Annotated in this window: 21 protein-coding genes; 8 read left to right on the forward strand and 13 right to left on the reverse strand. The window is 73.2% G+C overall.

Annotated elements, in window-relative coordinates:
* Positions 1–11 precede the first annotated feature (11 nt).
* The 4 genes from ACO229_RS25940 to ACO229_RS25955 are packed head-to-tail and all read right to left on the reverse strand — an operon-like array spanning position 12 to position 4,870.
* On the reverse strand, positions 12–923 hold the full coding sequence (locus ACO229_RS25940; protein ID WP_397414851.1) for an ABC transporter permease: 912 nt from the start codon (positions 921–923) through the stop codon (positions 12–14).
* Complete coding sequence (locus ACO229_RS25945) at positions 916–1,842, reverse strand: ABC transporter permease (protein ID WP_397414854.1); 927 nt, start codon at positions 1,840–1,842, stop codon at positions 916–918. The genes ACO229_RS25940 and ACO229_RS25945 overlap by 8 nt, the downstream gene beginning before the upstream one ends.
* Entirely contained in the window at positions 1,839–3,263 is a 1,425-nt protein-coding gene (locus ACO229_RS25950) for a M14 family zinc carboxypeptidase (RefSeq protein ID WP_423463213.1), read from the reverse strand. Before ACO229_RS25950 ends, ACO229_RS25945 begins: the two co-directional genes overlap by 4 nt.
* Positions 3,260–4,870, reverse strand: a complete 1,611-nt coding sequence (locus ACO229_RS25955) for an ABC transporter substrate-binding protein (RefSeq protein WP_397414860.1) — start codon at positions 4,868–4,870, stop codon at positions 3,260–3,262. Before ACO229_RS25955 ends, ACO229_RS25950 begins: the two co-directional genes overlap by 4 nt.
* A gap of 161 nt (positions 4,871–5,031) precedes the next feature.
* On the opposite strand from ACO229_RS25955, the gene ACO229_RS25960 reads away from it, so the two are divergent.
* The 3 genes from ACO229_RS25960 to ACO229_RS25970 all read left to right on the forward strand — a co-directional run bounded on the left by ACO229_RS25960 (position 5,032) and on the right by ACO229_RS25970 (position 9,040).
* Complete coding sequence (locus tag ACO229_RS25960; RefSeq protein ID WP_423463214.1) at positions 5,032–5,676, forward strand: FMN-binding negative transcriptional regulator; 645 nt, start codon at positions 5,032–5,034, stop codon at positions 5,674–5,676.
* Positions 5,673–7,172: an amidohydrolase family protein gene (locus ACO229_RS25965; protein ID WP_423463215.1), complete on the forward strand. Its 1,500-nt coding sequence runs from the start codon at positions 5,673–5,675 to the stop codon at positions 7,170–7,172. The genes ACO229_RS25960 and ACO229_RS25965 overlap by 4 nt, the downstream gene beginning before the upstream one ends.
* Positions 7,173–7,279: 107 nt before the next feature.
* Positions 7,280–9,040 (forward strand): glycosyltransferase family 61 protein, encoded by a 1,761-nt coding sequence (locus ACO229_RS25970; protein WP_423463216.1) that lies wholly within the window; start codon positions 7,280–7,282, stop codon positions 9,038–9,040.
* Here ACO229_RS25970 and ACO229_RS25975 read toward each other — a convergent pair.
* From ACO229_RS25975 to ACO229_RS26000, 6 genes are read right to left on the reverse strand one after another with little or no spacing between them, the layout of a single operon-like run.
* On the reverse strand, positions 9,026–9,811 hold the full coding sequence (locus ACO229_RS25975; protein ID WP_397432928.1) for a GntR family transcriptional regulator: 786 nt from the start codon (positions 9,809–9,811) through the stop codon (positions 9,026–9,028). The two genes, ACO229_RS25970 and ACO229_RS25975, sit on opposite strands and share 15 nt — an antisense overlap.
* On the reverse strand, positions 9,792–11,432 hold the full coding sequence (locus ACO229_RS25980; RefSeq protein WP_423463217.1) for a dipeptide ABC transporter ATP-binding protein: 1,641 nt from the start codon (positions 11,430–11,432) through the stop codon (positions 9,792–9,794). Before ACO229_RS25980 ends, ACO229_RS25975 begins: the two co-directional genes overlap by 20 nt.
* Positions 11,416–13,302, reverse strand: coding sequence for a gamma-glutamyltransferase family protein (locus tag ACO229_RS25985; protein WP_423463218.1), 1,887 nt, complete (start codon positions 13,300–13,302; stop codon positions 11,416–11,418). Before ACO229_RS25985 ends, ACO229_RS25980 begins: the two co-directional genes overlap by 17 nt.
* A 5-nt stretch (positions 13,303–13,307) precedes the next feature.
* Positions 13,308–14,195, reverse strand: coding sequence for an ABC transporter permease (locus ACO229_RS25990; protein WP_397414876.1), 888 nt, complete (start codon positions 14,193–14,195; stop codon positions 13,308–13,310).
* Positions 14,192–15,145, reverse strand: coding sequence for an ABC transporter permease (locus ACO229_RS25995; RefSeq protein ID WP_423463219.1), 954 nt, complete (start codon positions 15,143–15,145; stop codon positions 14,192–14,194). Before ACO229_RS25995 ends, ACO229_RS25990 begins: the two co-directional genes overlap by 4 nt.
* Positions 15,146–15,147: 2 nt before the next feature.
* Positions 15,148–16,803 carry an ABC transporter substrate-binding protein gene (locus tag ACO229_RS26000; RefSeq protein WP_423463220.1) on the reverse strand — a complete coding sequence of 552 codons (1,656 nt, stop codon included), beginning with the start codon at positions 16,801–16,803 and terminating at the stop codon, positions 15,148–15,150.
* 175 nt (positions 16,804–16,978) lie between these two features.
* Between ACO229_RS26000 and ACO229_RS26005 the strand changes: the two genes are divergently transcribed.
* Positions 16,979–18,295, forward strand: a complete 1,317-nt coding sequence (locus tag ACO229_RS26005; RefSeq protein ID WP_423463221.1) for an Nramp family divalent metal transporter — start codon at positions 16,979–16,981, stop codon at positions 18,293–18,295.
* 83 nt (positions 18,296–18,378) lie between these two features.
* Here ACO229_RS26005 and ACO229_RS26010 read toward each other — a convergent pair whose 3' ends face one another.
* Together ACO229_RS26010 and ACO229_RS26015 are read right to left on the reverse strand one after the other, a co-directional pair.
* Positions 18,379–19,563, reverse strand: coding sequence for a glycosyltransferase (locus ACO229_RS26010; RefSeq protein ID WP_423463222.1), 1,185 nt, complete (start codon positions 19,561–19,563; stop codon positions 18,379–18,381).
* Positions 19,560–20,492, reverse strand: a complete 933-nt coding sequence (locus ACO229_RS26015; protein ID WP_423463223.1) for a hypothetical protein — start codon at positions 20,490–20,492, stop codon at positions 19,560–19,562. Before ACO229_RS26015 ends, ACO229_RS26010 begins: the two co-directional genes overlap by 4 nt.
* Positions 20,493–20,619: 127 nt before the next feature.
* Here ACO229_RS26015 and ACO229_RS26020 point away from each other — a divergent pair, with 127 nt between their 5' ends.
* The 3 genes from ACO229_RS26020 to ACO229_RS26030 are packed head-to-tail and all read left to right on the forward strand — an operon-like array spanning position 20,620 to position 23,937.
* The gene (locus ACO229_RS26020; protein ID WP_423463224.1) at positions 20,620–21,663 is read left to right on the forward strand and encodes an alpha/beta fold hydrolase; all 1,044 of its coding nucleotides are present in this window, start codon (positions 20,620–20,622) and stop codon (positions 21,661–21,663) included.
* An 11-nt stretch (positions 21,664–21,674) separates the two neighbouring features.
* Positions 21,675–22,724: a glycosyltransferase family 4 protein gene (locus tag ACO229_RS26025; RefSeq protein ID WP_423463225.1), complete on the forward strand. Its 1,050-nt coding sequence runs from the start codon at positions 21,675–21,677 to the stop codon at positions 22,722–22,724.
* Positions 22,725–22,764: 40 nt separating this feature from the next.
* On the forward strand, positions 22,765–23,937 hold the full coding sequence (locus ACO229_RS26030) for an acyltransferase family protein (RefSeq protein ID WP_423463226.1): 1,173 nt from the start codon (positions 22,765–22,767) through the stop codon (positions 23,935–23,937).
* A gap of 52 nt (positions 23,938–23,989) precedes the next feature.
* Here the strand turns inward: ACO229_RS26030 and ACO229_RS26035 are convergent, their stop codons facing one another.
* Positions 23,990–24,817: an RDD family protein gene (locus ACO229_RS26035; protein WP_397432914.1), complete on the reverse strand. Its 828-nt coding sequence runs from the start codon at positions 24,815–24,817 to the stop codon at positions 23,990–23,992.
* A gap of 55 nt (positions 24,818–24,872) precedes the next feature.
* On the opposite strand from ACO229_RS26035, the gene ACO229_RS26040 reads away from it, so the two are divergent.
* Positions 24,873–25,862, forward strand: a complete 990-nt coding sequence (locus ACO229_RS26040) for a stage II sporulation protein M (protein ID WP_423463227.1) — start codon at positions 24,873–24,875, stop codon at positions 25,860–25,862.
* Positions 25,863–25,952 lie beyond the last annotated feature (90 nt).

Genomic DNA, 25,952 nt, shown 5'->3' on the forward strand with positions numbered 1-25,952 from the left:
AGGAGCCGGGTTCACGATCGACCCCTGGGGTCGAGGACGTCGCGCAGCACGTCACCCAGGGTGATCATCGCCAGCACGGTGACGGTGAGCACGACGCCGGGCGCCACGAGCATGTGCGGCGAGGTCTGGAAGTAGGACTGCGCGCTGGAGAGCTGCAGGCCCCACGAGATCGACGGCGCGTTCAGGCCGAGGCCCAGGAACGTCAGCGTGGACTCCGCGACGATGACGCCGCCCACCATCGTCGTGGCGACCGCCAGCACGGGGCCGAGCGCGTTCGGCAGCACGTACCGGGCGACGATCCGCCGGTCCGGCAGGCCCATGGCCCGTGCCGCCTCGACGTAGGGCGCGTCGCGCACCGCGCGCACCGAGCCCCGGACGAGCCGGGCCATGGTGGGCCACGAGAACAGCGCGAGCACGAGCGCCACGGTGACGGCGGACCGGGTGCCGACCGACGTCAGCACCACCACCGCGCCGAGCAGGAACGGGAACCCGAGGAACACGTCGGTCAGCCGGGCGACCACCCGGTCCAGCACGCCGCCGTAGTACCCGGCCAGGGTGCCGACCACGAGCGCGACGAGCAGGGCGAGGGCGGTGCACAGCAGCCCGACGGTGAGGGACGCGCGGGTGCCGTACACGACGTTCGCCCACACGTCGCAGCCCTGCACGTCCGTGCCGAGCACGTGGCCGGCGCCGGGCGGCTGGGCGCTCGCGGCCAGGTCGCAGGCCCGCGGGTCGGGGTGGCCGAACCAGCCGGCGAACGCCGACGGGACCAGGGCGACCAGCGCGAGCACGACCAGCACGCCCGCGGCCACCCAGAACAGGGGCCGACGGCGCAGGGTGCGCCAGGCACCGCGGCGCACGGCGGCCGGCGCGTCCCCGGGAGCAGAGGGTTCGGTCAGGGGTTCACGCAGCGGTTCAGTCATGGCGGATCCTCGGGTCGAGGACGGAGGCGAGCAGGTCGACGAGCAGGTTGGTCAGCAGGAACACGAGGATCAGCGCCGTGGACACCCCGACGATGGTGGGTCCCTCGTGCGCGCGGATCGCCTGGAACAGGAGCTGCCCGACACCGGGCAGGTTGAACACGCCCTCCACGACGACGGTGCCGCCCAGCAGGTAGCCGAGGTCGATCGCGAGGAAGGTGAGCACGGGGATCGACGAGCTGCGCAGCACGTGCACCCCGACCACCTGGCGCTCGCGCAGGCCCTTGGCCCGCAGCGTGCGCACGAAGTCGGTGCGGAGCGTCTCCATGACGGAGCCGCGCATGAGCCGGGCCACGGAGGCGAGCCCGAACACGGCGACGACCGCGGCGGGCAGCAGGTACGCCGTCGGCCAGCCCTCGCCGGTGCCCGCGACGGGGAACCAGCCGAGCTCCACGCCGAGCCAGAGCTGCGCGGACACGGCCAGCACGAACACGGGGATCGAGGTGGCCACCACGGTGCCGGCCAGCACGAGGCGGTCGCCGGCGGTGCCGGCCCGCAGCCCGGCGAACAGGCCGAGCAGCACGCCGAGGAGCACCTCGATACCCCAGGCGGTCAGGGCCAGCGTGATGGTGACGGGCCAGCGCAGCGCCATCCGGTCGGCCACGGACTGGCCCTGGAACGTGGTGCCGAGGTCGCCCTGGAGCAGCCCGCCGAGGTAGCGCAGGTACTGCTGGAGCACGGGTTCGTCCAGGTGGTACCGCTCGCGCAGCTCGGCCACCACGTTCGGTGCCAGGGGCCGGTCCCCGCCGAGCGCGGCGATCGGGTCCCCGGGCAGGGCGAACACCATGAGGTAGATGATCAGCGTCACGCCGAGGAAGACCACGAGCAGGTCCACCAGACGCCGGGCGATGCGCCGGGTCATCGGCGTCCGCCCCCGGTGCCCGCCCGGCCGTCCCGGGCGGCGAGCACGTGCGACACGGCGAGCGTGGCGCCGTACTGCACGCCCACGAGCCGCTCGACCGGCAGCACCTCCAGGCCGGTCACGGCCTGGGCGTCGGCGAGCCACGCGTCGTAGACCGCCCGGGCCCGGGTGTGCACGCGGCGCAGCCGGGCCGTGGCGAGACCGGCCCCGGCCTGTGCCTCCAGCGCGCGGACGAGCATGCCGCCGAACCGCAGCCGGAACATCCGCACCACCTCCTCGCTGCTGAACACCTCGGCGCCGGTCGCGGGTCGTGCCGGCAGCCGGGCGGCGCGGGCGAGCTCGCTGGTGCCGGACTGGGTCATCATCGGCACGAACGCCTCGCTGGCCCGCAGGAACGGGCTGCGCAGCGTGAGGTCGTCCCGGGCCTCGTCCAGGAGCCCCGTCAGGGTGGTGCCGAGCTCGACGAGCGCCTCGGCCTTGGCCCGGACGACGTCGGCGTAGTCGGCGGACGTCTCGCTCGTGTCGTCCGCCGACGGGTGCGACCAGTACGGCAGCTCGGCGATCAGGGTGACCGTGCCGTGCCGCCGGGCGTAGGCCGCCGACCCCTCGCCGCCGACCAGCGACGCGGCGTCGAGGCCGAGCGACTTCAGGTAGTCGTACTCGTCCCGGGTCGAGCCCGCGCGGTACACCGCCGGGGCGAGCCGCTCCAGCGCCGGCGACTCCGGCTCACCCGTGTCGAGCGGCAGGCCCAGCGCCGCGGGCACGGCGTGCAGCGGCCCGACGGCGTCGGGTAGGTCCTCGCTGAGGTAGTAGTACACGCCGCCGAGCTCCGCGTTGTGCAGGCTGACCATCAGCTCCGGGCGCAGCTCGTCGATCAGACGCATGAGCGCCTGGGTCTCCGGGATCACGTCGTCGAAGTACGCGTCCTCGTAGGCGAACGGGAACGTCCACTCCACCTGTTCCGCCGGCGCGGGGCGGTAGAAGCCCCGCGCGTAGGCGGCCCGGTCGGCGGGGTCGCCGAACCAGGACTCGTTGAGCCGGGTGCCGTCCGGGTCGATGCAGGGCACGAGGTGCCACGTGGCGTCCGTGGCCGCGCGCAGCCCAGGGTCGGCCACCAGCTCGGCGGCCAGGTGCTGCAGCGTGCGGAACCCGATGGGCTCGTTGGGGTGCACGCCCGCGAACAGCAGGTGCGGCCGCGGCCCGTCGCCGACCGAGAACATCTCGATCGGCTCCCCGAGCCGCGACGTGCCCACGCGCCGCCGCCGGACGAGCGCCGGGTGGTCGTCGGCCAGGGCCGCGAACCAGTCCAGCAGGGCGTCGACGGTGGGGAAGTCGGTGGTCGGGGGGACGGCGCGGGCCCGGTCGAGCACGTCGTCGAGCAGGCCCGCGTCGAGACCCCCGTCGGTCAGCGGGCGGCTCATGCGCCCTCGGCGAGCACGACGGCGGAGAACGTCGGGTTGCCGACCGCCGACGTCGGCAGCTCGGCGACCCGCTCGGAGGTGACGTAGGAGTACGTCTCGAAGAACAGCGGGGGCGCGGGGAAGTCCGCCAGGAGGCGCTCCTGCACCGCCGCGTACGCCTCGGCCGCCGCGTCCGGGTCGGCCTCGGCGTCGGCGGCCGCGATCAGGTCGGCCACGTCGTCCTCGTAGTAGGGGATGCAGTTGGGGCAGCCGCCGTTCTCGACGTAGAACGAGCGCAGCGTGTTCTGCTGGCTGGGATAGAGAGCGCCCCAGCGGGAGAAGAACGGCCCGTCGATGTCGCCGGCCGTGCGCTTCTCGGAGAACTCGGCCCAGTCGGCGCTCGGCGTGGCGACGGCCTCGACGCCCAGGTTCTGCCGCAGCTGGTTGGCGATGGCCTTGTACAGCTCGTCGAGCCCGATGCCGCCCGGGAAGTAGATGTCGATGGTGCCGTCGAACCCGCCGGCCTCGTCCAGCAGCGCCTTGGCGGCGGTCGGGTCGTACTCGCAGAACTCGCCGCAGATGCCCTCGGGCGTGCCCGCCTCGACGGCCGGCGTGAACGCGGTGGCCGGCGTGTACAGGCCGCCGTAGACCACCTCGGAGATGGTGTCGCGGTCGATGGCCATGGAGATGGCCTGGCGCACCCGCACGTCGGAGTACCGCTCGTCCCACAGCGGCAGCCCGAGGTAGGAGATGCCCGGGGCGTCGAACGTGTACAGGCGGTCGCCGAAGTCGGCGGAGGCCTGCGGCAGGCGCGCCGCCGGAACGCTCGCGACGTCGATGTTGCCCGCCTGGACGTCGGTGTACGCGGTGGTGGCGTCGGCGTAGGGCACGAACGTGATGGCGTCGACCGTCGGCTCCGGGCCCTGGTAGTCCGCGTACGCCTCGGTCTCGATGGGCTCGTTCTCCACGTAGTCACCCACCACGGCGAACGGGCCGTTGCCCACGGGGTGCCGGTTGTAGGCGTCCATGTCCTCCAGGGCGGAGGCGGGCATCGGGTACATGGCGGTCTGCGCCTGGCTGACCTGCATCGGGAACTGGCCGTCCGGGCCCTCCAGCGTCACCGTGAAGGTCAGGTCGCCCGTCACCTCCAGGCCGGACATCTCGGTGGTCTTCGGCTCGCCCTCGGCGGGGTTCAGGTCGTCGTACCCCGTGATCCCGGCGAGCTGGCCGGAGTTCTCGAACGCGTCCGGCCCGTAGGCGACGGCGTTCCAGGAGTCGACGTACGACTGGGCGGTGACCGGCGTGCCGTCGTGGAACGTCCAGCCGTCGCGCAGCGTGACCGTCCAGGTGGTGGCGTCGTCCGACTCGATGGACTCGGCGGCCACGTAGGTGAGCTCACCGTCGGCGTCGACCCAGGTCAGGGGTGACCAGACGGCCATGTTCAGGTCGTAGGCCACGGTCTGGCGGGCGGGGATCGTCTGCAGCGGGTCGGTGACGGCCACGCTGATCGATCCGCCGCCGCCGGTGCCGGCGTCGTCGTCGGCTCCGGCCGTGCCGCAGGCGGACAGGGCCAGCGTCAGCGCGAGGACGGTCGCCAGAGGGGGGAGCGGCCGGTGTCTCGGGTTCATGGTTCCTCCACGGGTAGTGCGCTCTCGCGCACCGGGTCCAGCTCGGGTGCCGAACAGTTGAGCGCACCTCGCCGATCAAGGTCAATGAAGTTTCAGAAGGAAATGAAAGTTTTACGCGGCGGTCACACGTCCAGGACCCCCGGGAGTGGTTCGATACCCCTGTGATCCACACGAGCGACTACGAGATCCAGGACGAGGCCCGCGTGCGCGACCTCGTCCGCGACCACGGCTGGGCCACCCTCGTCTCCGTGGCCGACGACGGCGCCCCGGTCGCGTCCCACCTGCCCGTGCTGCTGGAGGAGACGGCGCCGGGCGAGCCGATGAGCCTGCTCACCCACGTCGGCCGGCCCGACGAGGTGCTCCACTCGCTCGACAGCGGCCGCGAGTCGCTACTGGTCGTCCAGGGCCCGCACGGCTACGTCTCGCCCGGCTGGTACGCGATGACGCCGGCCGTACCCACCTGGGACTACCTCGCGGTGCACCTGTACTGCACCGTCGAGCTGCTCGGGCCGCAGGAGACGTACGCCGTGCTGTCCGACACCGTCGACCGGTACGAGTCCGTCATGCCCGAGCCCGTGCGGCTCCCCGCCGTCGAGGAGTACGCGCACCGCATCGCCAAGGGCGCCGCCGGGTTCCGCCTGCGCGTCGTCCGCTGGCAGGGCAAGGCCAAGCTGAGCCAGGACAAGCCGCGCGAGGTGGTGGAACGGGTCGTGACGGCGCTGGAGACGGACCCGCACTACGCGCAGCCGGCGCTCGCGGACGAGGTCCGCGCGGAGCTGGCCCGCCGCCCGGCGGACGCGCCATGACGGCTCTGCTCCTGACGAACGCCCGCCTGGTGGGGGACGGCCCCGCGGACGGGCTCGTGGACGTGCTGGTCCGGGACGGGGTGGTTGCGGGTGTCGCGGCGGCCGGACGGCCGGGCGACAGCGGGGTGGAGCGGGTCGATCTCGGCGGGCGGTTCGTCCTGCCCGGCCTGTGGGACGCGCACGTGCACCTCACGCAGTGGGCACTCGTGCGACGCCGGCTCGACCTGTCGGGCGCGGGATCAGCGGCCGAGGTCGTCGCGCTGGTGCGCGACCGGCTCGCGCAGCGGCCGCCCGAGCCCGGCACGGCGCTGGTCGGCTACGGGTTCCGGGACGCGCTGTGGCCCGACGTCCCCACCGCCGCGCTGCTCGACGAGGCAGTGGGCGAGGCGCCCGTCGTGCTCGTCTCCGGCGACCTGCACTGCGCCTGGCTCAGCACGGCCGGCCTGCGGTTCGTGGGTGTCGGGACCCACCCGACCGGCGTGCTGCGCGAGGCCGAGTGGCTGCCGCTGGCCGCCGCCGTGGACCGGGTGCCGGACCACCTCGCGGACGCCTGGGTGGCCGACGCCGCCGCGGCCGCGGCCGCACGTGGCGTGGTCGGCGTCGTCGACCTGGAGATCACCGACAACCTGACGGCCTGGCGGCGCCGGTTCGGTGCCGGGTTCGACGGCCTGCGCGTGCGCGCCGGTGTCTGGACGTCCTGGCTGGACGACGTGCTCGCCGAGGGACTGCGCACCGGCGACGTGCTGCCCGGTACCGGCGGCCTGCTGGAGCAGGGGCCCTACAAGGTCGTGACCGACGGCTCGCTCAACACCCGCACCGCCTACTGCCACGACCCCTACCCGGGCCTGACCGGGCCCGAGGCGCACGGGATCCTCTCCGTGCCGCCGGCCGAGCTGGTCCCGCTCATGCGGCGCGCCCACGCCGGCGGCCTGCGCTGCGCCATCCACGCGATCGGCGACCACGCCAACACCCTCGCCCTGGACGCCTTCGCCGCCTCGGGGGCACGCGGCTCGGTCGAGCACGCGCAGCTCCTCGACGACGCCGACCTGGCGCGCTTCGCCGAGCTCGGCGTCGTCGCGTCCGTCCAGCCCGAGCACGCCCTGGACGACCGCGACGTCGCCGACCGGCACTGGGCCGGCCGCACCGGCCGCGCCTTCCCGTACGGCGCCCTGGCCGGCGCCGGGGCCGTGCTGGCTCTCGGATCGGACGCGCCGGTGGCACCCCTCGACCCGTGGATCGCGGTCGCGGCGGCCGTCAGCCGCACGCGCGACGGCCGTCCGGCCTGGCACCCCGAGCAGCGGATCGGCCTGGCGACCGCCCTGGCGGCCTCCACCGACGGCCGCGGCCTGCGCCCGACGGCGGGAGCACCCGCCGACCTGGTGGTGCTGGACGCCGACCCGCTGACGGCCGGTGCGGAGACTGCCGCGGTGGCGCTCCGGGAGATGCCGGTGGCGGGCACGCTCCTGTCGGGCCGCTGGACGCACCGGGCGCTCTGACCTCGGGGCCGGCCTCTTCACCGGCTGCTGTGGCGGGTCGGTGGGGCCCGACGGACGATGGGCGGGCCGGCCGAGCCCGGTCCGGCGTCCCCTGCCCGAAGGTACCGATGAGCGATCCCGAAACCGGCTCGGAGCGCGAGCAGCCGGCCGTCACCCGCCGGCTGCTCGACACCCTGGAACGAGCAGCCGCCCCCACGGAGGTCCGCACCCTCGTCCTGATCTGCGACGACCGCCCGGTCGTCCTGGGCCGCCGCGTCCGGGAGCGCTACCCCGGTGCGGACCTCACGGTCCTGTCCGAGGGGTGGCTGCCCGACGTGCGGAACCCGGCCTTCGGTCTGCTGCGGTTCGACGACGACCACGACGTGCTGCTCGCCCTCGCCGGCCTGGTGCCGGCCGACCTGGTCGTCGACCTGCGCGCAGGCCGTCCGGAGGCCGTGCGCGCCACGTTCCACCGCGCGTTCCTCACCCTGGCCGACGGCGGCCGGTACGTCACGCGCCAGGAGCCCGGGCACCGGCCCGAGGACGGCGACCTGGTCGACGAGGTCCGCGAGCTCGCCCGCCGCCGGGCCCTGCCGGCGCCCCGGCGGCGCGCCCTGAGCACGGCCCTCGAGCTGGGCCTCGGGCGCGCGCTGGCGGGCGTCGCCATCGACGAGGAGCTGCTCGTGCTGCGCAAGAGCGGGGAGCACGTGATCAAGCTCGGCGTGGACGACACCCGGGCGGCGCTCGCGGCCCGGGGCGTCGAACCGCGGGTGATCGCGCGCGTCGCGCCGGAGCGGCACGAGTCGGCGTCGACGGTCTGGTCCAGCGACGCCGGGCTCGCCGCCGAACGGCTGAGCGGGACCATCGAGGTGGGCGAGCTCACCTGCACGGCCTACGACGACGTGCTGGTGGTCCCGCAGCAGGTCGCGGTGCTGGAACGGCTGCTGCTGCCCACGTCCTACTTCCTGCCCTGGCAGCCGGCGCGCAAGACGTTCGGCATGCGGTACCACGGCCCCGACTTCTCCGCGCTCGAGGCGGACGACGGCGCGCCCGCAGACCTGCCGGGCACCTACTACCACCTGGACAACCAGGTGCCCGGCCACTACGGGCACGTCATCACGCACGACCTGTCCAAGCTGTGGGCCTGGGACGCGGCGCTGGCCGAGTACCCCGACCTCAAGGTGCTCCTCAGCCCGAGCACGGAGACCGGCGAGGTGCCCGGCTACACGTACGAGCTCCTGGCGGCGTTCGGCATCGGTCCTGAACGGGTCCACGTGATCACCGGCCCGGTCCGTGCCGAGCGGCTGGTCACGGCGACCCAGGCGTTCCAGCAGCCGCGGTTCCTCAGCCCGGTGGCGCGCGACGTCTGGGCGCGGGTGGTGGCCGGTCTGCTGCCGAGGGCCGGGGACGCACCCCTGCCGCAGCGGGTCTTCGTCTCGCGGCGGGCCGCGGCGCGCCGGCGCTGCCTCAACGGCGACGAGGTGGAGCGGCGGTTCCGCAAGGCCGGCTTCACGGTGGTCTACCCCGAGGACCTCACGCTGCCCGACCAGGCCCGGCTGTTCTCGACCGTGACCACGATCGCCGGGTACGCCGGCTCGGGACTGATCAACACGGTGTTCTCGGCGGGCCCGGCCACGCGCGTCGTGCTGGCCTCGAAGAGCTACTGGGCCACGAACGAGTACCACATCGCGGCCCTGTACGGGGGCGACCTGCACTACTTCTGGTGCGACCCCGTGCCCCCCGGTGAGGGCGAGGACGGCACGGCCTACAACCCGTTCCACGCGGACTACGTGTTCGACGTGGAACGGGACGGCCCGGCGCTCGACGCCCTGCTGCGGTCGCTCGCGCCCCGGCGGATGTTCGGGCTGAGCCGGTCAGGCGGTCGCTGACCGCCGGGCCACCTCGGCCGCCACCTCGGGGTCGGAGCTCGGCGTCGTGACGCCGTACCGCAGCAGGTACCCGATGCGGGACTCCCGCACGTGCGCGGCCATGAGCTCGGCGGCTCGCTCGCCGTCGCCGGCGTCGATGGCGCCCACGATCACGCGGTGGTCGGGCCAGAGGCGCTTGCCCCGTGACTGCATGTCCGCGGCGTAGAGCCACTCGATCTTCCACGAGAGCTGGCGCAGCAGCCGCGTCAGGGTGGCGCTGCCGCTGAGCTCGGAGATCGCGATGTGGATCTGGTCGTTGATCGCGACCAGCGGGTCCAGGTCGTCGGCTGCCACGTGCGCGTCCCCGGCGTCGAGCAGGCCGGCGATCTCCCGGCGGATGCGCCACCAGTCCTCGGGGCTCTCGTCGCCCGAGTACAGCGCCGCCGCCCGGCGGGCGGCGCCGCGTGCGGTGGCCACCTCCAGCGCCTCGCGCACCGCGAAGAGGTCGTCGGCGTCGCCCGCCGGGATGGGCGCGACCCGGGAACCGACGTGCGGGCGGGAGTCGATGAACCCCTCGCTCTCCAGCCCCCGCAGCGCCTCCCGGACCGGGACCCGGGAGACGTCGTAGCGCTGCGCCAGCGAGGCCTCGGTGACCCGGGCGCCGGGCGTCAGCACGCCCGCGATGATGTCGCGCCGGATCGCGTCCTGGACCGACACCGGCCTCACGGGCCCGGCGGGCCCGGCAGGTTCGGCAGGGACGGCGAGCGCGGGCTCATCGGGCGAAGGCGGCACCGGGGATGGCTCCTAGCAGGTCTCGGGTGTAGTCGGCACGCGGTGCGTGGAACACGTCGTCGACGGACCCCTGCTCCTCGACGCGGCCTTGCCGCAGTACCACCACATTATCCGCTATGCCGCGCACCACCGCGAGGTCGTGGCTGATGAACAGGTACGACACGCCGAGCCGTTCCTGCAGGTCAGCCAGCAGGTCCAGGATCTGCTCCTGGACCAGCACGTCGAGCGCCGAGACGGCCTCGTCGAGCACCAGCAGCTCCGGCCCGGGGGCCAGCGCGCGCGCGATGGCCACCCGCTGGCGCTGCCCTCCGGACAGCGCGCCCGGGTGCCGCTGGGCGACGTCGCGCGGCAGCGCCACCTGGTCCAGCAGCTCGGCGACCCGCGTCGCGCGGGACGCCCGGTCCCCGATGCCGAAGATCCGCAGGGGCTCGTCGATCACCCGCTCCACGGTGTGCGTCGGGTCGAGCGACGCGTACGGGTCCTGGAAGACCGGCTGCACCCGGCGCCGCAGCTCCCGCCGCTGCGCGCGCGACGCCCCGACGATGCTGCGCCCCTCGGCGCCCCGCACGTGCACCAGGGCCTCGCCCGAGGTCGGCGTCTCCAGGCCGAGCAGGATGCGTGAGACGGTCGTCTTGCCCGAGCCCGACTCGCCCACCAGTGCCGTCGTGCCGCCGCGGGGTACCGCGAACGTCACGTGGTCGGCGGCGCGCAGCACTCCGCCGCGCCCGCGCACCCGGTACTCCTTGACCAGGTCGCGCACGGTGACCACGGCGTCGTCCTCGCCCCGGTCGCCCACGCCCCCGGCCGGCGCCGTCCGCTCCTCGGTGCGGGCGACGACGGCGGGCGCCGCGGCGACGAGCCGCCGGGTGTACTCGTGCTGCGGGGCACGCAGCACCTGCTCGGGCGTGCCCTGCTCGACGATCCGCCCGTCGAGCATGACGATCACCCGGTCCGCGCGGTCGGCGGCCAGCCCCAGGTCGTGCGTGACCAGCACCATCGCCGTGCCGTGCGCCTCGGCGAGCGCCACCAGGTGGTCGAGGATGCGCCGCTGCACGGTGACGTCCAGGGCGGAGGTCGGCTCGTCCGCCAGCAGCAGCTCCGGGGCGCGCGCGAGCGCCGTCGCGATGAGCACCCGCTGCCGCATGCCGCCGGAGAACTCGTGCGGGAACTGCCGGGCACGCCGCTCCGGCTCGGGCACGCCGGCCTCGTCGAGCAGCTCGACCACGCGCCGGCGCACGGCGGCGCCCCGCAGGCCGTCGGCCCGCAGCGCGTCGGCCACCTGGTCGCCTACGCGCATGGCCGGGTTGAGGTTGGTCCCCGGGTCCTGCGGCACCAGCGCGATCCGGCTGCCGCGGACGGCGCGCATGCGCGCCTCGCCGGCCGCGGCGAGGTCCTCGCCGTCGAGCTGGATCGTGCCGCCCGTGATGCGGCCCGCACCGGGCAGCAGCCGCAGGAGCGCGGCGACCACCGTGGACTTGCCCGAGCCGGACTGGCCCACGATCGCCACCCGCTCGCCGCGCGCGACGTCGAGGTCGACGTCACGCACGACCGGCGTGTCGCCGTAGGACACGTTCAGTCCGCGGACGGACAGGAGCGGTACGGCGTCAACGTCCTGCGGCATAGCCCTGTGCCCCTCTCGGGTTGGCGGCGGCCCCCAGGAGGCCGGTGGCGGGGTCCCGCGTGACGGCGGACAGGCGGCCGAGCGCCCAGTCCCCGGCGCGGGTCACGACGTGGCCGCGGCGCTCCAGGCCCGCGATGACGTCGTCGCCCAGCCGGTCCTCGACCACGGCGCCGCCCGGCGTCCACGTGCGGGGCCAGAAGGAACCGGGGAACGACGTCGTGTGCAGGGCGGGCGCGTCGATCGCCTGCTGTGGCGTGTACCCGCCCACCAGCACGCGGAGCAGGAACAGGAGCTGCCACTGGTCCTGCTGGTCGCCGCCGGGGGAGCCGAGCGCGATCAGCGGCTCGCCGTCGCGCAGCACGAGCGTGGGCGTCAGCGTGGTGCGCGGCCGCCGCCCGGGCGTCAGGGCCGACGGCGACGCCTCGTCCAGCCACGTCATCTGGAGCCGCGTGCCCAGGCAGAAGCCGAGGCCGGGCACCGTGGGGGAGGACTGCAGCCAGCCGCCCGACGGCGTGGCCGAGACCATGTTGCCCCAGCGGTCCACGACGTCGATGTGACAGGTGTCGCCGCGGGTGGCGCCGGTGTGCTCGGGGGAGTCGGGCTCCGTGCCGCGGGCCGGGCCCGTCGAGACCTCCACCGTCGGCTCGCCCACTCCTGCGGCCGCCCCGCCGCCCGGCGCACCCGGCAGCGACCCGGCAGGCGCGCTCGTGGCGTACTCGGTGCGCAGCACCGGCACGGGCGGCGTCGGGCGGCCCGGCACGTCACCCGGACGCACCTCGTGGCTCGCGGTGTCCGCGATCAGCGCCCGGCGCCGCGCCGCGTACTCCTCGCTCAGCAGGTATGTCAACGGCACGTCGTCGGCCGCCGGGTCGCCGTACCAGACGTCGCGGTCGGCCATCGCGAGCTTCTGCGCCTCCAGGACCGTGTGGGCGCCGAGCTCCGTGGACGGGTCCAGGGCGGCGTCGTCCATCCCCTCCAGGATCTTCAGCGTGGCCAGCAGCGCGGGGCCCTGGCCCCACGCGCCGGTCTTGGCGATCGTGTACCCGCGGAAGGTCACGGTGGTCGCGTCCTCGTAGGACGCCTCGAACGCCGCCACGTCAGCGGCGGTCAGGACGCCCGCGTGGTCGGCGCCGTCGGCGTGCCGGTGCGGCGTGGCGACGAACTCCTCGACGGCCGCGCCCACGCGCTCGCGCCAGGCGGCGCGCGCCAGGTCGATGGCCTCGGCCCGGTCCGTGGCCCCGGAACCGGCGGCGACCACGGCGTCCAGCAGGTCGGCGTACTCCGGGTTGGTGACGATCGTTCCCGGGGCGGGTACCTCGCCGTCGGGCAGCCAGCGGGCGGCCGAGGTGGGCCAGTGGTCGCGGAACAGGTCGGCGACCAGGGCGACGGTCGCGCTGACCCGGCCGAGCACCGGGTGCCCGTCGCGGGCGTACCCAATCGCGTAGGCCAGCACGTCGCCCAGGTTCCACGTGCCGTGGTCGCGCAGGAGCAGCAGCCAGGCGTCCACGCTGCCCGGCACCGCCGCGGCCAGCGCCCCCGAGCCGGGCACCAGGTCGAGGCCCTCGGACCGGTAGTGCTCGATGGTCGCGCCGGCGGGGGCCGGGCCCTGGCCCACCAGCACCCGCGGGTGCGCCGGCTCGTCCGCCGTCACGAAGACGCCGGTCATGTCACCGCCGGGCCCGTTCAGGTGCGGCTCCACGACATGGAGCACGAAGGCGCCCGCGACCGCGGCGTCGAAGGCGTTGCCGCCGCGCTCCAGGACGGCCTGGGCGCTCGCCGTGGCGATCCAGTGCGTGGACCCCACCATCCCGAAGGTGCCCTTGAGGTCGGGTCGGGTGGCGGCGGCTGCGGGCGGGGTGAAGGACGTCATGACGCTCACTTACGGTCGGTGGTCGGGTCGAGGGCGTCGCGCAGGGCGTCCCCGAGGAGGTTGAAGCCGAGGCACAGCGCCACGATCGCGAGACCGGGGAACAGCGCCGCGGTGGGCGCGCGGCCCAGGTACTGCTGCGCGTCCGAGAGCATGATGCCCAGGCTCGGCGTGGGCGGCTGGATGCCGAGCCCCAGGAACGAGAGCACGGCCTCGCCCAGCACCGCCGTCGGCATGATGACCGTGGCCTGGACGATGATCGCGGACAGGCAGTTGGGCAGGATGTGCTGGGCCAGGATCCGGGGACCGGACGCGTCCATCGCGGTGGCGGCCAGCACGAACGGGCTCTCCGCCAGCCGCAGCGTCTCCGCCCGCACCACGCGCACCATGGTGGGCACCTGCGCGATGCCGAGCGAGATCGCGGCCCCGGCCAGGCTCGGCCCGTTGATGGCGGCCAGCCCCACCGCGAGGATGAGGAACGGGAACGCCAGGGTCACGTCGGTCAGGCGGGAGACGGGCCCGTCCAGCCACCGCCAGTACCCGGCGGCCAGCCCGAGCGGCGTGCCGACGACGACGGCGAGGCCCACCGCCACGACCCCCACCATGAGCGAGGCCCGGATGCCGTACATCATCCGGGACAGGATGTCGCGGCCCAGGTCGTCGGTGCCGAGCGCGTAACCCACCGTGCCGGGCACCTGGAACGGTGCGTCGAAGTGCACCTCGGCGGGTCCGTGCGGCGCCAGCAGGGGCGCGAGCAGCCCGGCCAGCACGACGACGGCGAGCATCGCGGCGCCCGTGATCGCCTGCGGCGTGCGCAGCCGGGACAGCAGGCGTCGCGGGCCGACGACGGCGGGCGCCGGCTCGGGCGCGAGATCGCTGTGCTCGATGACGGTCATGAGCGGCCTCCCACCCGGATCCGGGGGTCGATGACGGAGTACAGGACGTCCACGGCCAGGTTGACCAGCACGTATCCCACCGTGGTGAGCACGACGACGGCCTGGATGACCGGGTAGTCACGCTGGAAGACGGCGTCGAGCGTGAGCTTGCCGAAGCCGGGCAGGGCGAAGATCTGCTCGGTCACCACGGCCCCGGAGATGAGCCCGCCGAGCTGGAGCCCGGCGATCGTCACCACGACGATCAGGGAGTTGCGCAGCCCGTACCGCAGCAGCACCCGGGAGCGGCCCAGGCCCTTGGCGCGGGCGGTGCGCACGTAGTCGGTGCGCATGGCCTCGATCATGGACGCGCGGGTCTGCCGCATGATGACGGCGGCCAGCCCGGTGCCGAGGATCAGGGCGGGCAAGGTGAGGTGCAGCAGCCAGCCCAGCGGGTCCTGCGTCAACGGCACGTAGCCCGACGCCGGGAACAGCCCCAGGCCCACGCACAGGTACAGGATGGCGAGCATGCCGAGCCAGAAGTTGGGCACGGACAGGCTGGTCAGGGCCGCTGCGTTCGCCATCCACTCGGGCCAGCGCCCGCGGTAGCGCTCCGCGAGCAGACCGAGCGCGACGCCGGTCACGACGGCGACGACGATCGCGTACAGGGACAGCCAGAGGGTCACGGGCAGCGTGGCACCGATCATGTCGGCGACCGAGGCTCCGGTACGGGTGGACTCGCCGAGGTCGCCCGAGGCGACCTCGGCGAGGAACCTCCCGTACTGCACCCAGACCGGCTGGTCCAGGCCCAGGTCGGCGCGGATCATCGCGAGCCGTTCCGGCGTGGCCTCCTCGCCCGCCATCGCGAGCGCGGGGTCGCCGGGCAGCAGGCGCACGCCCAGGAAGATGACCATCGACGCCAGCAGGAGCGTGACCGCCGACTGGCCGAGGCGGACGAGGAGGTAACGACGCATCCTCAGCCTTCGCCTGCCTCGACGAACGCGGCGTGGCTGAGCCGCACCACGCCGTCGGCGTAGGTGGAGATGCCCGCGACCTCGTCGGCGTGGCCGGTCAGGTTGCGCGTCCGGTAGAGGTAGATGATCGGGGCGTCCTCCTGGACCTGGGTGACGACCTGCCCGTACAGGTCGGCGCGCTCGGCCGGGTCGATCACGGTGGCCGCCTCGGTGAGCAGGTCGTCGACCTCGGGGTTGCTGTACCCGGAGTAGTTGTTGCCGGCGCCCGTGGACAGGAAGTTGTACATGTTGCCGTGCGGGTCCACGCGGCCCGACCAGCCGAGCTGCAGCAGGTCGAAGTCGCCCTGCTCCTGGACCTCCAGCAGCGAGGAGTACTCGACGGGCACGATCGTCAGCTCGAAGCCGCCGTCGGCCACCGACGCCTGGACGGCCTGCGCGAGGCGCAGGGTGTCGGGGGTGTTGGTCACCTTCATCTCGATCTCGTACGGCACCTCCACGCCCGCCTCCTCCAGGAGCGCCCTGGCGCCCTCGGGGTCGTGCTCCGGGCAGGCCTCGCTCGCGTCGGTGCTGAACGGCGACGCGGGGGAGATGGGGGAGCAGGCCGGGTCGAACCGGTCGTTGAAGACCGACTTCACGAGCTGCTCGCGGTCCACCGCCATCGACAGCGCCTGGCGCACGCGCGGGTCCGTGGCGATCGGCGTGTCGATCTGGCCGGGCGGGTTGCCGACGCCGTCGGTGTTGCCCACGTTGACCGTCATCGCCTGGTAGCCCAGCGAGCCGACCTCCAGGAGCCCGACGTTCTCGTCGTTCTCCAGCTCGCCGAGGTCCTGGGTCGAGATCGTGTCGGCCACCTGCACGTCGCCGGAGCGCAGGTTCGCGGCGCGGATGCTCGCGTCCGTGATGATGCGGTAGGTGATCGAGTCCAGGTGCACGTTCTTGGCGTCGTAGTACAGGGGGTCGCGCTCGACGGTGATGGACGTCTGGGGCACGCGCTCGACGAACTTGAAGGCGCCCACGCACACGGGGTGCTCGCCGAAGTCGTCGCCGGCCTTCTCCAGCTCCGTGGGCGACATGATCATGCCGGCCCGGTCGGCCAGGACCGCGGTGAGCGGGGCGAACGGCGTCTCGTAGTCGATCTCGACGGTGTGCTCGTCCACGGCCGTCACCTCGGTGATGGGGCCGAGCTCGCTGCGCCGGGACGAGTCCTCCTTGGTGAGGTGGCGCTCGATCGAGGTCTTGACGGCGTCGGCGTCGAAGGGGGTGCCGTCGGCGAACTGCACGCCCTCCTTGAGCGGGAACGTGACCGTGAGACCGTCCTGCGAGACCTCGGGGAGCTCCGTGGCCAGCATCGGGACGATCTCGCCCGCCTCGTCGATGTCGTAGAGCTTCTCGCACATCGTCTCCATGACGTAGCGCGTGTAGAGCGACGAGGAGGTCGTGGGGTCGAGCACGTCGGGCTCGGCGGACAGCGCCATGACGAGGTCGCCGCCCTCGGTGATCGTGCGGCCTTCCAGCGAGGTGCCGGTGACGTCGGTCGTCTCCTGGGCGGGTCCGGTGCTGGTCTGCACCTCCTGGCACCCGGACAGGACGAGGGCCGCGGCCAGGAGACCGGCGGCGGGGGCGAGCGGGCCGCGCAGCCGCGGCGGAGGAGTGCGCACTGGGAGAATCCAATCCGGGTCTGACAGGGACGATTGCATACAATCACTCGCTGATCCAACTGTGTGTATGCAATGTGTTGCAGTCCTGTTAAACCTCGGTGACACGGTCCACGCCCTCGTGACGCGGCCGGGCGCAGGCTTTCCGGCGGGTGAATCCTCTGGGTAGAGTCACGCCATGGAAAAGGACAATGAGGTCACTTTGCGCCAAGGCGGCACGGAGGCGACGGCTCAGGCCGGGTACGAGGGTGCGGTCGAGAAGCCTCGCTGGCGGATCATCGGTCCCGGCCTCGTCGTGGCGGCGACCGGCATCGGCGCCGGTGACCTCGTCGCCACCATGGTCGCCGGCAGCAACTACGGGTACGCGCTGCTGTGGGCGGTGATCCTCGGCGTCGTCGTGAAGATCGCGCTGGTCGAGGGTGCGGGCCGCTGGACGCTCGCGACGGGGCGCACCATCTTCGACGGCTGGAAGTCGCTCGGCCTGTGGGCCGTCGTCTACTTCGGCGTCTACGTGGTGGTGTGGGGCTTCAGCTACGGCGCGGCGGCGATGTCCGGCGTGGGCCTGGCGCTGAACGGGCTGTTCCCCGGGGTCGAGGTGCGGTACTGGGCCATGCTGGCCGGCGTGGCCGGCCTGCTGCTGGTCTGGTTCGGCAAGTACAAGCAGTTCGAGAACGTCATGGCGGTCCTCATCGGCGTCATGTTCGTGACCGTCGTGGGCTCGGCGGTGCTGACCACGCCCAACCTGGGTGAGATCGCGGCCGGCCTCGTGCCGATCATCCCGGAGGGTGCCGTGCTGAACACGCTCGGCCTCGCGGGCGGCGTCGGCGGCACGATCACCCTGGCCGCCTACGGCTACTGGCTCACCGAGAAGGGCTGGGACACGCCACGGTGGATGCGCGTGATGCGCCTCGACAACGCCTGGGCGTACGTGATGTCCGGCGTCTTCGTGATCTCCATGCTGATCGTGGGCTCGGAGCTGCTGTACTCGGCCGGCCTGGCCGTGGCCGACGGCGAGCAGGGGCTGGTCGACGTCGCGGACGTGCTGGCCCAGCGGTACGGCGCGTTCATGGCGCCGCTGTTCCTGGTGGGCTTCTTCGCGGCGACGTTCTCGTCGGTGATCGGGGTCTGGCACGGCGTGTCGCTCATGTTCGCCGACTTCGTGGCCACCATGCGCAACCTGCCCGCCGACGACCGCCGCCGGGGCGCGGGCGGCACCTACTACCGCTGGTACATCCTGTGGCTCACGTTCCCGCCGATGCTGCTGCTGTTCCTGGACAAGCCGATCCTGCTCGTCGTGCTCTACGGCGCGCTCGGCTCCCTGTTCATGCCGTTCCTGGCGCTGACGCTCCTGTTCCTCATGAACTCGAAGGCCGTGCCGGCGCAGTGGCGCAACCGCTGGTGGGTCAACGTGATCCTGGTGCTGGTGGCGGCGATGTTCCTGGTCCTGGGCGGGAACGAGCTGATCAAGGCGGTGGCGCCGGTGTTCGGGGGCTGATCTCCGCCGGACGGCGCGGTGTGTGTCGGGCTCTCAGCCGCGGGAGTGATCGGGGAGCCCGACACACAGGAGGCGCTGACCGGTCAGGCGGCCGCCGTGGTGGCGCGCGTCGCGTGGACCTTCTCGTAGATCTCGGCGAACGCGTCCAGCGTGCCGTCCACGGCGTGTGCGGCGACGAGCTCGCGGCTCGCGGCGCCCATGCGATGGCGCAGGCCGGCGTCGGCGAGCAGGTCGCCCAGCCGGTTCGCCAGTTCGCGCACGTCACCCGGGGTGTAGAGCCAGCCGTTGACACCAGGGCGTACGAGGTGCGGCAGAGCCATCGCGTCGGCGGCCACCACGGGCAGGCCCGAGGCCATGGCTTCCAGGGTGACGAGGCTCTGCAGCTCGGCGACGCCCGGCATGCAGAACACGTCGGCGTCGGAGTAGGCGGTGAGCAGCTCGTCGTCGGGCACGTACCCGCGGAACCGGACGCGCCCCGCGACTCCGGAGTCGGCGGCGAGCGCGGCCCACTCGTCGGCCTTGGCGCCGGTACCGATGATCTCCAGGCGGCCGGGCAGGTCCGGGGGCAGCAGCGCGAAGGCGCGGATGATCTCGTCGACCCGCTTCTCCTGGTCCAGGCGACCGACGAACAGCACGGTCGGCTCCGTGCGTCCCTCACGGACCGTGGTCGTGTACCGCTCGGTGTCGATGCCGTTGGACACCGGGATGGCGTGGCTCAGGCCTGCATGCTGCGCGAGCAGGTCCACCGCGCGTGGCGTGGGGGCGGTGACCACGTCGGCCTTGGCGTAGACGCGGCCGATGTCCTGCCAGAGCCAGCGGCCCACCGTGCGGTGCATCGAGCCCGGCACCAGCAGGTAGCCCACGAGGTTCTCGGGCATCAGGTGGTTGGTGGCCACGATCGGCAGCCCCACGCGGTGTGCGGCGTCGACCAGGGCTCGGCCCACGATGAAGCTGCCGTTGGTGTGCACCACGTCCGGTCGTACCTCGTCGAGGATCTCCGCGACCGCGCGGCGCGTCTCCCACGGCAGAGAGATCTGCAGGTTGTGGTGCGACGGGTACCGGCTCGACCGCAGCCCGTGCAGGACGACGCCGTCGCGTACCTCGCGCACCGGCTTGCCCGTCGGGGACGGAGCCACCACGTGCACGTCGTACCCACGGCCGGCCAGACCCGCGGCCAGGCTGCCGGCGAACCGGGCGGCACCGTTCACGGCAGGCGGGTAGGTATCGGCGCCGATCAAGATCGTGCGGGGAGTACCAGGCAGGTTCACTGTGCTGTACCTCTCGATGGTTCGGGAAGTCTCGAAGGGTTGCTACGCGCCGCGCGGGCCGCGACGGCGTCGGGGTGGAGCCGGGCAAGGACGAGGACCCCGGCGGCCGCGGCCAGCGCCGCCCCGCCGAGGAGGAACCAGGTGCCGACGGACGTGTCGGCCCCCTCGCCGAGGAGCAGTGCGCCGAGCAGCACGGCGACGATCGGGTCGACGACGGTCAGGCAGGCGACCACCACCTCGGGCGGGCCGGCGGGGTAGGCCTGCTGGACGAGCCACCCGCCGAGGACCAGTGCCGCCACGGCGCATGCCGCCGTGCCCAGCACCTGAGGGTCGTGCCAGGGGGTGCCCGTACCAAGTTCCTGGAAGATCACCCGCATCAGGGCGGAGACCAGGCCGAACGCGGTGGCTCCGGCTGTGGCGCAGGCGATGCAGCGCAGCCATCCGCCGATCGCCAGGCCGCCCGCACCGAGGGCGAGCACGGCACCGCCGACGATCACGATCGTCGGCAACGTGGAGCCGGGCGGCGGCGGAGTGCCCGAGCCGGCGCTGACCGAGGCGGCAACGAAGACTGCGACCCCGGCCATGGTCAGGGCCACGCCCATCAGCACGCTGCGACCGGGTGCTCGCCGAGCTCGGAGCGAGGAGAGAAGCACGGCCACGGGCACCGCGAGCACACCGATCGGCTGGACGAGCCGGAGCGGGGCGAGGACCAGGGCCAGGGCATGGACCACCGTGCCGCTCGCCGCGAGTCCGAACCCGGCGATCCAGCCAGGTCGGCGCACGATACGACCGAGGCGGCGCAGCGACAGGACGCGCTCGCGGTGGAACGGCTCTCCGTAGAGGTCGGCCACCTCGCGGTGCTGCAGGACCGCGGCCCCGGCGAACAGGGCGGCGCCGAGCACGGCGAGGGCGACCGCTATGGCTTGCATGGGACAACGGTGGCGTAAGGACGCCCTTCTCCGCCACCAGGATTCCCCCCGTAAACACATGGGGGTTTACCCCCATCTTTCGCGCACCTGTCCCGTGACGGTCCCTCGACTGCTTAGGGTCGTCGTGATGAACACCGACACGCATCCGCGCGACAGCGCCGCGTCACCGCAGGGGGCGACTCCCGCGACCGGGCGGGAACTCCTGGTGCCGGCCGGTTCCCCGCAGAAGGCACCGTACGCGGCTCTCGTCGCGGCCACACCTGCGCGCGACGGGGACCTGGAGGTCCGCGGCGTGCGCGCTCACATCCGGGTGTACGGGGGTCCTGCCGCATCCCGCAGGCTCGTGTTCCTGCACGGTCTGCGAGGGGACCACCACGGGCTGGAGCCGATCGTGGCGCATCTCGTAAAAGAGTGCCCTGACCTGCAGGTATGGGTTCCTGATCTTCCTGGTTTCGGGGCGTCGTCACCGCTGCCCGACGGCGTGCACGACGTCGCCGGCTACGCGGCATGGACAGCCGAGCTGCTCGCCCTCGTCGCGCCGGCGGGTGATGTCGTGCTTGCCGGCCACTCGTTCGGGTCGATCGTTGCAGCCGCGACGGTGGCGGGTGCGGTGGACGGCGACCCGTCGGACGGCTCGCCCGTCCGCGGGCTCGTGCTGGTCAACCCCATAGCGACGGCCGCGCTGGACGGACCGCGGCGGGCGATGAGTGCCGTCACCGTGGGCGTGCACCGGATGGCCGCGGCGCTCCCGGAACGGATCGGGACCGGGCTGCTGCGTCACCCGTTGTTCACCCGGGTGGCGAGCCTCGCGATGGTCACCTCGAAGGACCCGGTCCTGCGCCGGTGGATCCATGCCGAGCACGACCGGTACTTCTCCGGTTTTGCCGACCGTCGCACGCTGCTGGAGGCGTTCCATGCCTCTGTGGGGACCGACGTCTCGGCCTACGCCAGCCGCATCAGCGCGCCAACTCTGCTGGTTGCGTCCGAGAACGACGACGTCGCGCCGCTACCGTCCCAGCGTGTCCTCGCGGCGTCGCTCCCCGACGCCAGGTTGGCCGTGATCCCGAGGATCGGGCACCTGGCGCACTACGAGGCGCCCGCTGTGGTGGCCCGGGAGACCGCCGGATTTCTCGCAGGCATCCAGGCCACCGACAGCCGGGATGAACAGTGAAGGAAGATCGGATGAAGATCGTGGTCGACTGCCGTTACCTACGGGTCGGTCGGCACGACGGGATCAGTCGCTACACCGCCGGCATCGTGACCGCGCTGGCAAGGCTCCACCCCCTTGAGGTGCTCGCCAGTGACGAGCGCCAGCTCGAACATCTCCCGGCGGGGCTTCCGTGGCACCTCGTCAGTGCTCCGACGAGCTGGCGGGAACCGTTCGTGGCTCGGCAGGTTCGCCGTACGGGTGCTGACGTGGTCTTCAGCCCCATGCAGACCATGGGCACCTGGGGACGGGACTACCGGGTGGTGCTGACCCTGCACGACCTCATCTACTACCGGCACCCCACACCTCCGCGGAACCTGCCGGCCCCGGTGCGCCTGCTGTGGCGGGCCTTTCACCTGGCCTGGTGGCCCCAGCGCGTGCTGCTCAACCGTGCCGACGCCGTGGTCACCGTCTCGGAGACCACGCGTGACCTGATCGCTCGGTACCGGCTGACCCGCCGCCCGGTGACGGTGGTGCCGAACGCGCCCGACCCGGTGCCGGACCTGCCTCGAGGGGAACGGAACCGGTCGCTGGTCTACATGGGTTCCTTCATGCCGTACAAGAACGTCGAGCTGCTGGCGCGTGCCATGGCCCGTCTGCCCGGCTGGGAGCTGCACCTCATGAGCCCTGTCAGCGACGAGCAGCGTGCGCGGCTGTCGGAGCTGGCGGGGGAGGGCGTGCTCGTGTTTCACGACGGGGCGTCCGACGAGACCTATCAAGAAGTGCTGCGCAGTGCCACGGCTCTCGTGTCCGGTTCCCGCGACGAGGGATTCGGCCTGCCGCTCGTGGAGGCGATGGCGCTGGGCACGCCGTTGGTCGTCAGCGACATCCCGGTGTTCCGCGAGGTGGGCGGGTCTGCGGGCGCGTACGTGGACCCGGACGACGTCGACGGGTACGTCGCCGCCGTCCGGGCGCTCGACGATCCGGCAACCTGGGCCGAGCGGTCCGCGGCCGCTCGGCTCCGTGCTGCGGGCTACGACTGGGACGCTTCGGCCAAGACGCTTCTGGCACTGCTGGTAGGGTGATTTTTGACCGTTACCGTTTCGTGATCTAGGGTCGGCGGCGATGACCCGCCCAGACATTTCACCCAGCCTGCCCGACGCGACCGCGGGCACGGGTGGCCCGGGCCGGAAGAGCTCCGGGCGGCTCGTGGCCATGGACGGCCTGCGCTTCGCCGCCGCGGCGGCGGTGCTGCTCTACCACTTCACGGCCACCTCGACCGTGACCAGCTACTGGGGTGCCGACCCGGTCCACGCCTTCCCGCTGCTCAACGAGGTCACCCGGTACGGCTGGCTGGGCGTCGAGCTGTTCTTCATGATCTCCGGGTTCGTCATCCTGCTCAGCGCGGACGGCCGCGGCGTCGCCGGGTTCGTGGCCTCGCGCGTGGGCCGCCTGTTCCCGGCCTACTGGGCGTGCATCGTGCTGACCGCGGGGCTGCAGCAGTTCTGGTCCGGAGGGCGGCAGACCACGCTGGTGGAGACCCTGGTCAACCTGACGATGGTGCAGGACCTGTTCGAGGTGACGGGCGTGCAGGTGGTCTTCTGGACCCTGCTCGTGGAGCTCAAGTTCTACCTGCTGGTGCTGGTGGTGCTCGCGTTCGGCCCGCTCACGCGCAACCGGGTGCTGGCCTTCGCGGCGCTGTGGCCGCTCGCGGGCTGGGCCGCGCAGGAGGCGGGCGCACGCTGGCTCGCGGAGTGGCTCGTGCCGGACTACGCGCCCTACTTCGCCGTCGGCATGCTGCTGTTCCTCGCCTACCGTGACGGGTTCGACATGGTCACCAGCGTGCTGCTCGCCGGCGGGCTGGTGCTGTGCGTGCTGCGCGTGCTGGACGCCGCCGGACGTGCCTCCGACCTCCAGGGCGTACCGGTCAGCCCTGTCGTCACGGTGCTGGTGCTCCTGGCGAGCGTGGCCGCCGTCTGGGCCACGACGCTGCGGGGCCGCACGGCACCGCCCCGGCGGGTGACGGCGGTGCTCGGCACGGTCGGCGCGCTCACCTACCCCGTGTACCTGGTGCACACGCAGTTCGGGTACGCGGTGATCGACGTGCTGGCGCACGAGACCACGCGGACCGTCGCGCTGTTCGCGGCCGGGGCCCTGAGCCTGGTCCTGGCGGTCGCCATCCACTACGGCGTCGAGCGCCCGACGTCGGCCCGGCTGCGCCGGGCGGTCCAGTCCGGTCTGGTGCGCGCCGGTGACGCCCTGCGCCCCCGCGGCCGGGTCCCGGTACCACGGGCCTGACCCGGACGGTCGGCCGGGCAGACGGTCGGGCGGGGAGTCGTCGGGACGGGGATCAGCGCGGCGGGTCCGCCACCGCGAACGGGAGCCGGTGCAGCAGCTCGGCCTGCTCCTCGGCCCGGCGGCGCTCCCGCTGGCCGGCGGCGAGCTCCCGTTCCCGGCGCTCGGCGAGCACGGCGTGCAGGAAGGCCTCCGGGTGCGTCCCGGGCGGCGGCCCGGGGGCGACGTACGGCTCCACCCGGCCGGCGAGGTCGTCGGCCAGCCGCGCCCGGGACTCGGGCGCGAGACGCGCCGCGCGCCCCAGGAGCTGGCGGGCGGCCAGCGCCAGCCCGTCCGGCAGCCGGCGCATGTCGGCGGTGTGCGCCCACGCGGCCAGCGACTGCGGCATCACCACGGGGGCCGACGGCGGCTTGCCGCCCCGCACCCGCACCGCGTAGGTGCCGGCGGCGAGGTCGCCCAGCCGCTTGCCCTTGGCGTTGGACAGGGAGACGATCGCGGCGATGCCGCCGAACGTCATCCACAGCTCGAACACGCCGATCAGCGCGCGGACCAGCGCGTGCCGGAACCGCACCGGGCCGCCGTCGTCGCGCACCACGCGGATGCCGCACGCGAGCTTGCCGACCGACCGGCCGCGCGTCAGCGTCTCGACGGTCACCGGCACGCCCACCACGATCACGGCGCTGGCCACCGAGTAGACGATGAGCGCCACGTCCTGGCTCGCCGTCGCGGTCTCCAGGAACCAGATGCCACCGACGACCAGCAGGACGAAGACGACGACGCCGATGACGAGGAAGTCGAGCATGGCGCCCATGGCGCGCGTGATGAACGACGCCGGGCGCGCGTCCAGCACCACGCCCTCGCCGATGACGATGCCGTCCTGCACGGGTCCTCCGGTCGGGGTGCGATGGGTCGTGACTCCTGTGCGGCAGACTACCGTCGTGGACATCGACGCCTTCACCGCCGTGCACGCTGCCGAGTGGGACCGGCTCAAGGAGCTCTCCAGCCGGCGCCGTCTGGACGGCGCCGAGTCCGACGAGCTGGTGCGCCTGTACCAGTCGGTGGCCACGCACCTGTCGACCGTCCGGTCCACCGCGCCCGACCCGGCGCTGGTCACCCGCCTGTCCGACGTGCTGAACCGCGCCCGCACGCGGATCGCCGGTGCGCACGAACCCGCCTGGCGCGAGGTGGTGCGCTTCGCGGTGGTGTCGCTGCCCGCCGCGTTCTACCGGATCCGGTGGTGGTCGCACGCGGTGACGGCGGCCTGCCTGCTCGTGGGCGTCGTCGCCGGGGTCTACGTCGCCACCACCCCGGCCGCCCTCGACGCCATGATGACGCCGGCGCAGCAGGAGCAGTACGTCAACGACGCGTTCGCGTCCTACTACGACCCCGGCATCGAGTTCGCCGGTGTGGTGTGGACGAACAACGCGCGCATCGCCGCGCTGGCCGTGGCGGGCGGTATCACCGGCTTCTTCACGCTGCTCGTGCTCTGGCAGAACGCGGTGCAGGTGGGCGCCACCGGCGGCATGATGGCGGCCCACGACGAGCTGGACCTGTTCCTCACGCTCATCGCCCCGCACGGGCTGCTGGAGCTCACCTGCATCTTCGTCGCGGGCGCGGCCGGCCTGCGGCTCTTCTGGACGCTGATCGACCCCGGCCACCGCAGGCGCACCGTCGCCCTGGCCGCCGAGGGCCGCGCCCTGATCACCACGGTCATCGGGCTCGCCGTCGCACTCGGCGTGTCGGGCCTCGTCGAGGGCTTCGTCACCGGCTCGGAGCTGTACTGGTGGCTCAAGATCGTGATCGGCGCGATCGTGCTCGCCGCCTTCTGGGCCTACGTGTACGTGCTGGGCGGCCGCGCCGTGCGGGCCGGCGCCACCGGTGACCTCGCGGAGCACGAGTCCGGGGCCACCGTGGTCACGGCTGGGTGACGACCCCGGCGTCCGTGCCGGTCGCACGGCCCGCTGTCAGTTGCGCGTACTAGGGTTGCGGCGCAGGAACGACTCGAGACGACATCCGGA

It is taken from the genome of Promicromonospora sp. MS192, from assembly GCF_049532985.1.
Taxonomy (GTDB): Bacteria; Actinomycetota; Actinomycetes; order Actinomycetales; family Cellulomonadaceae; genus Promicromonospora.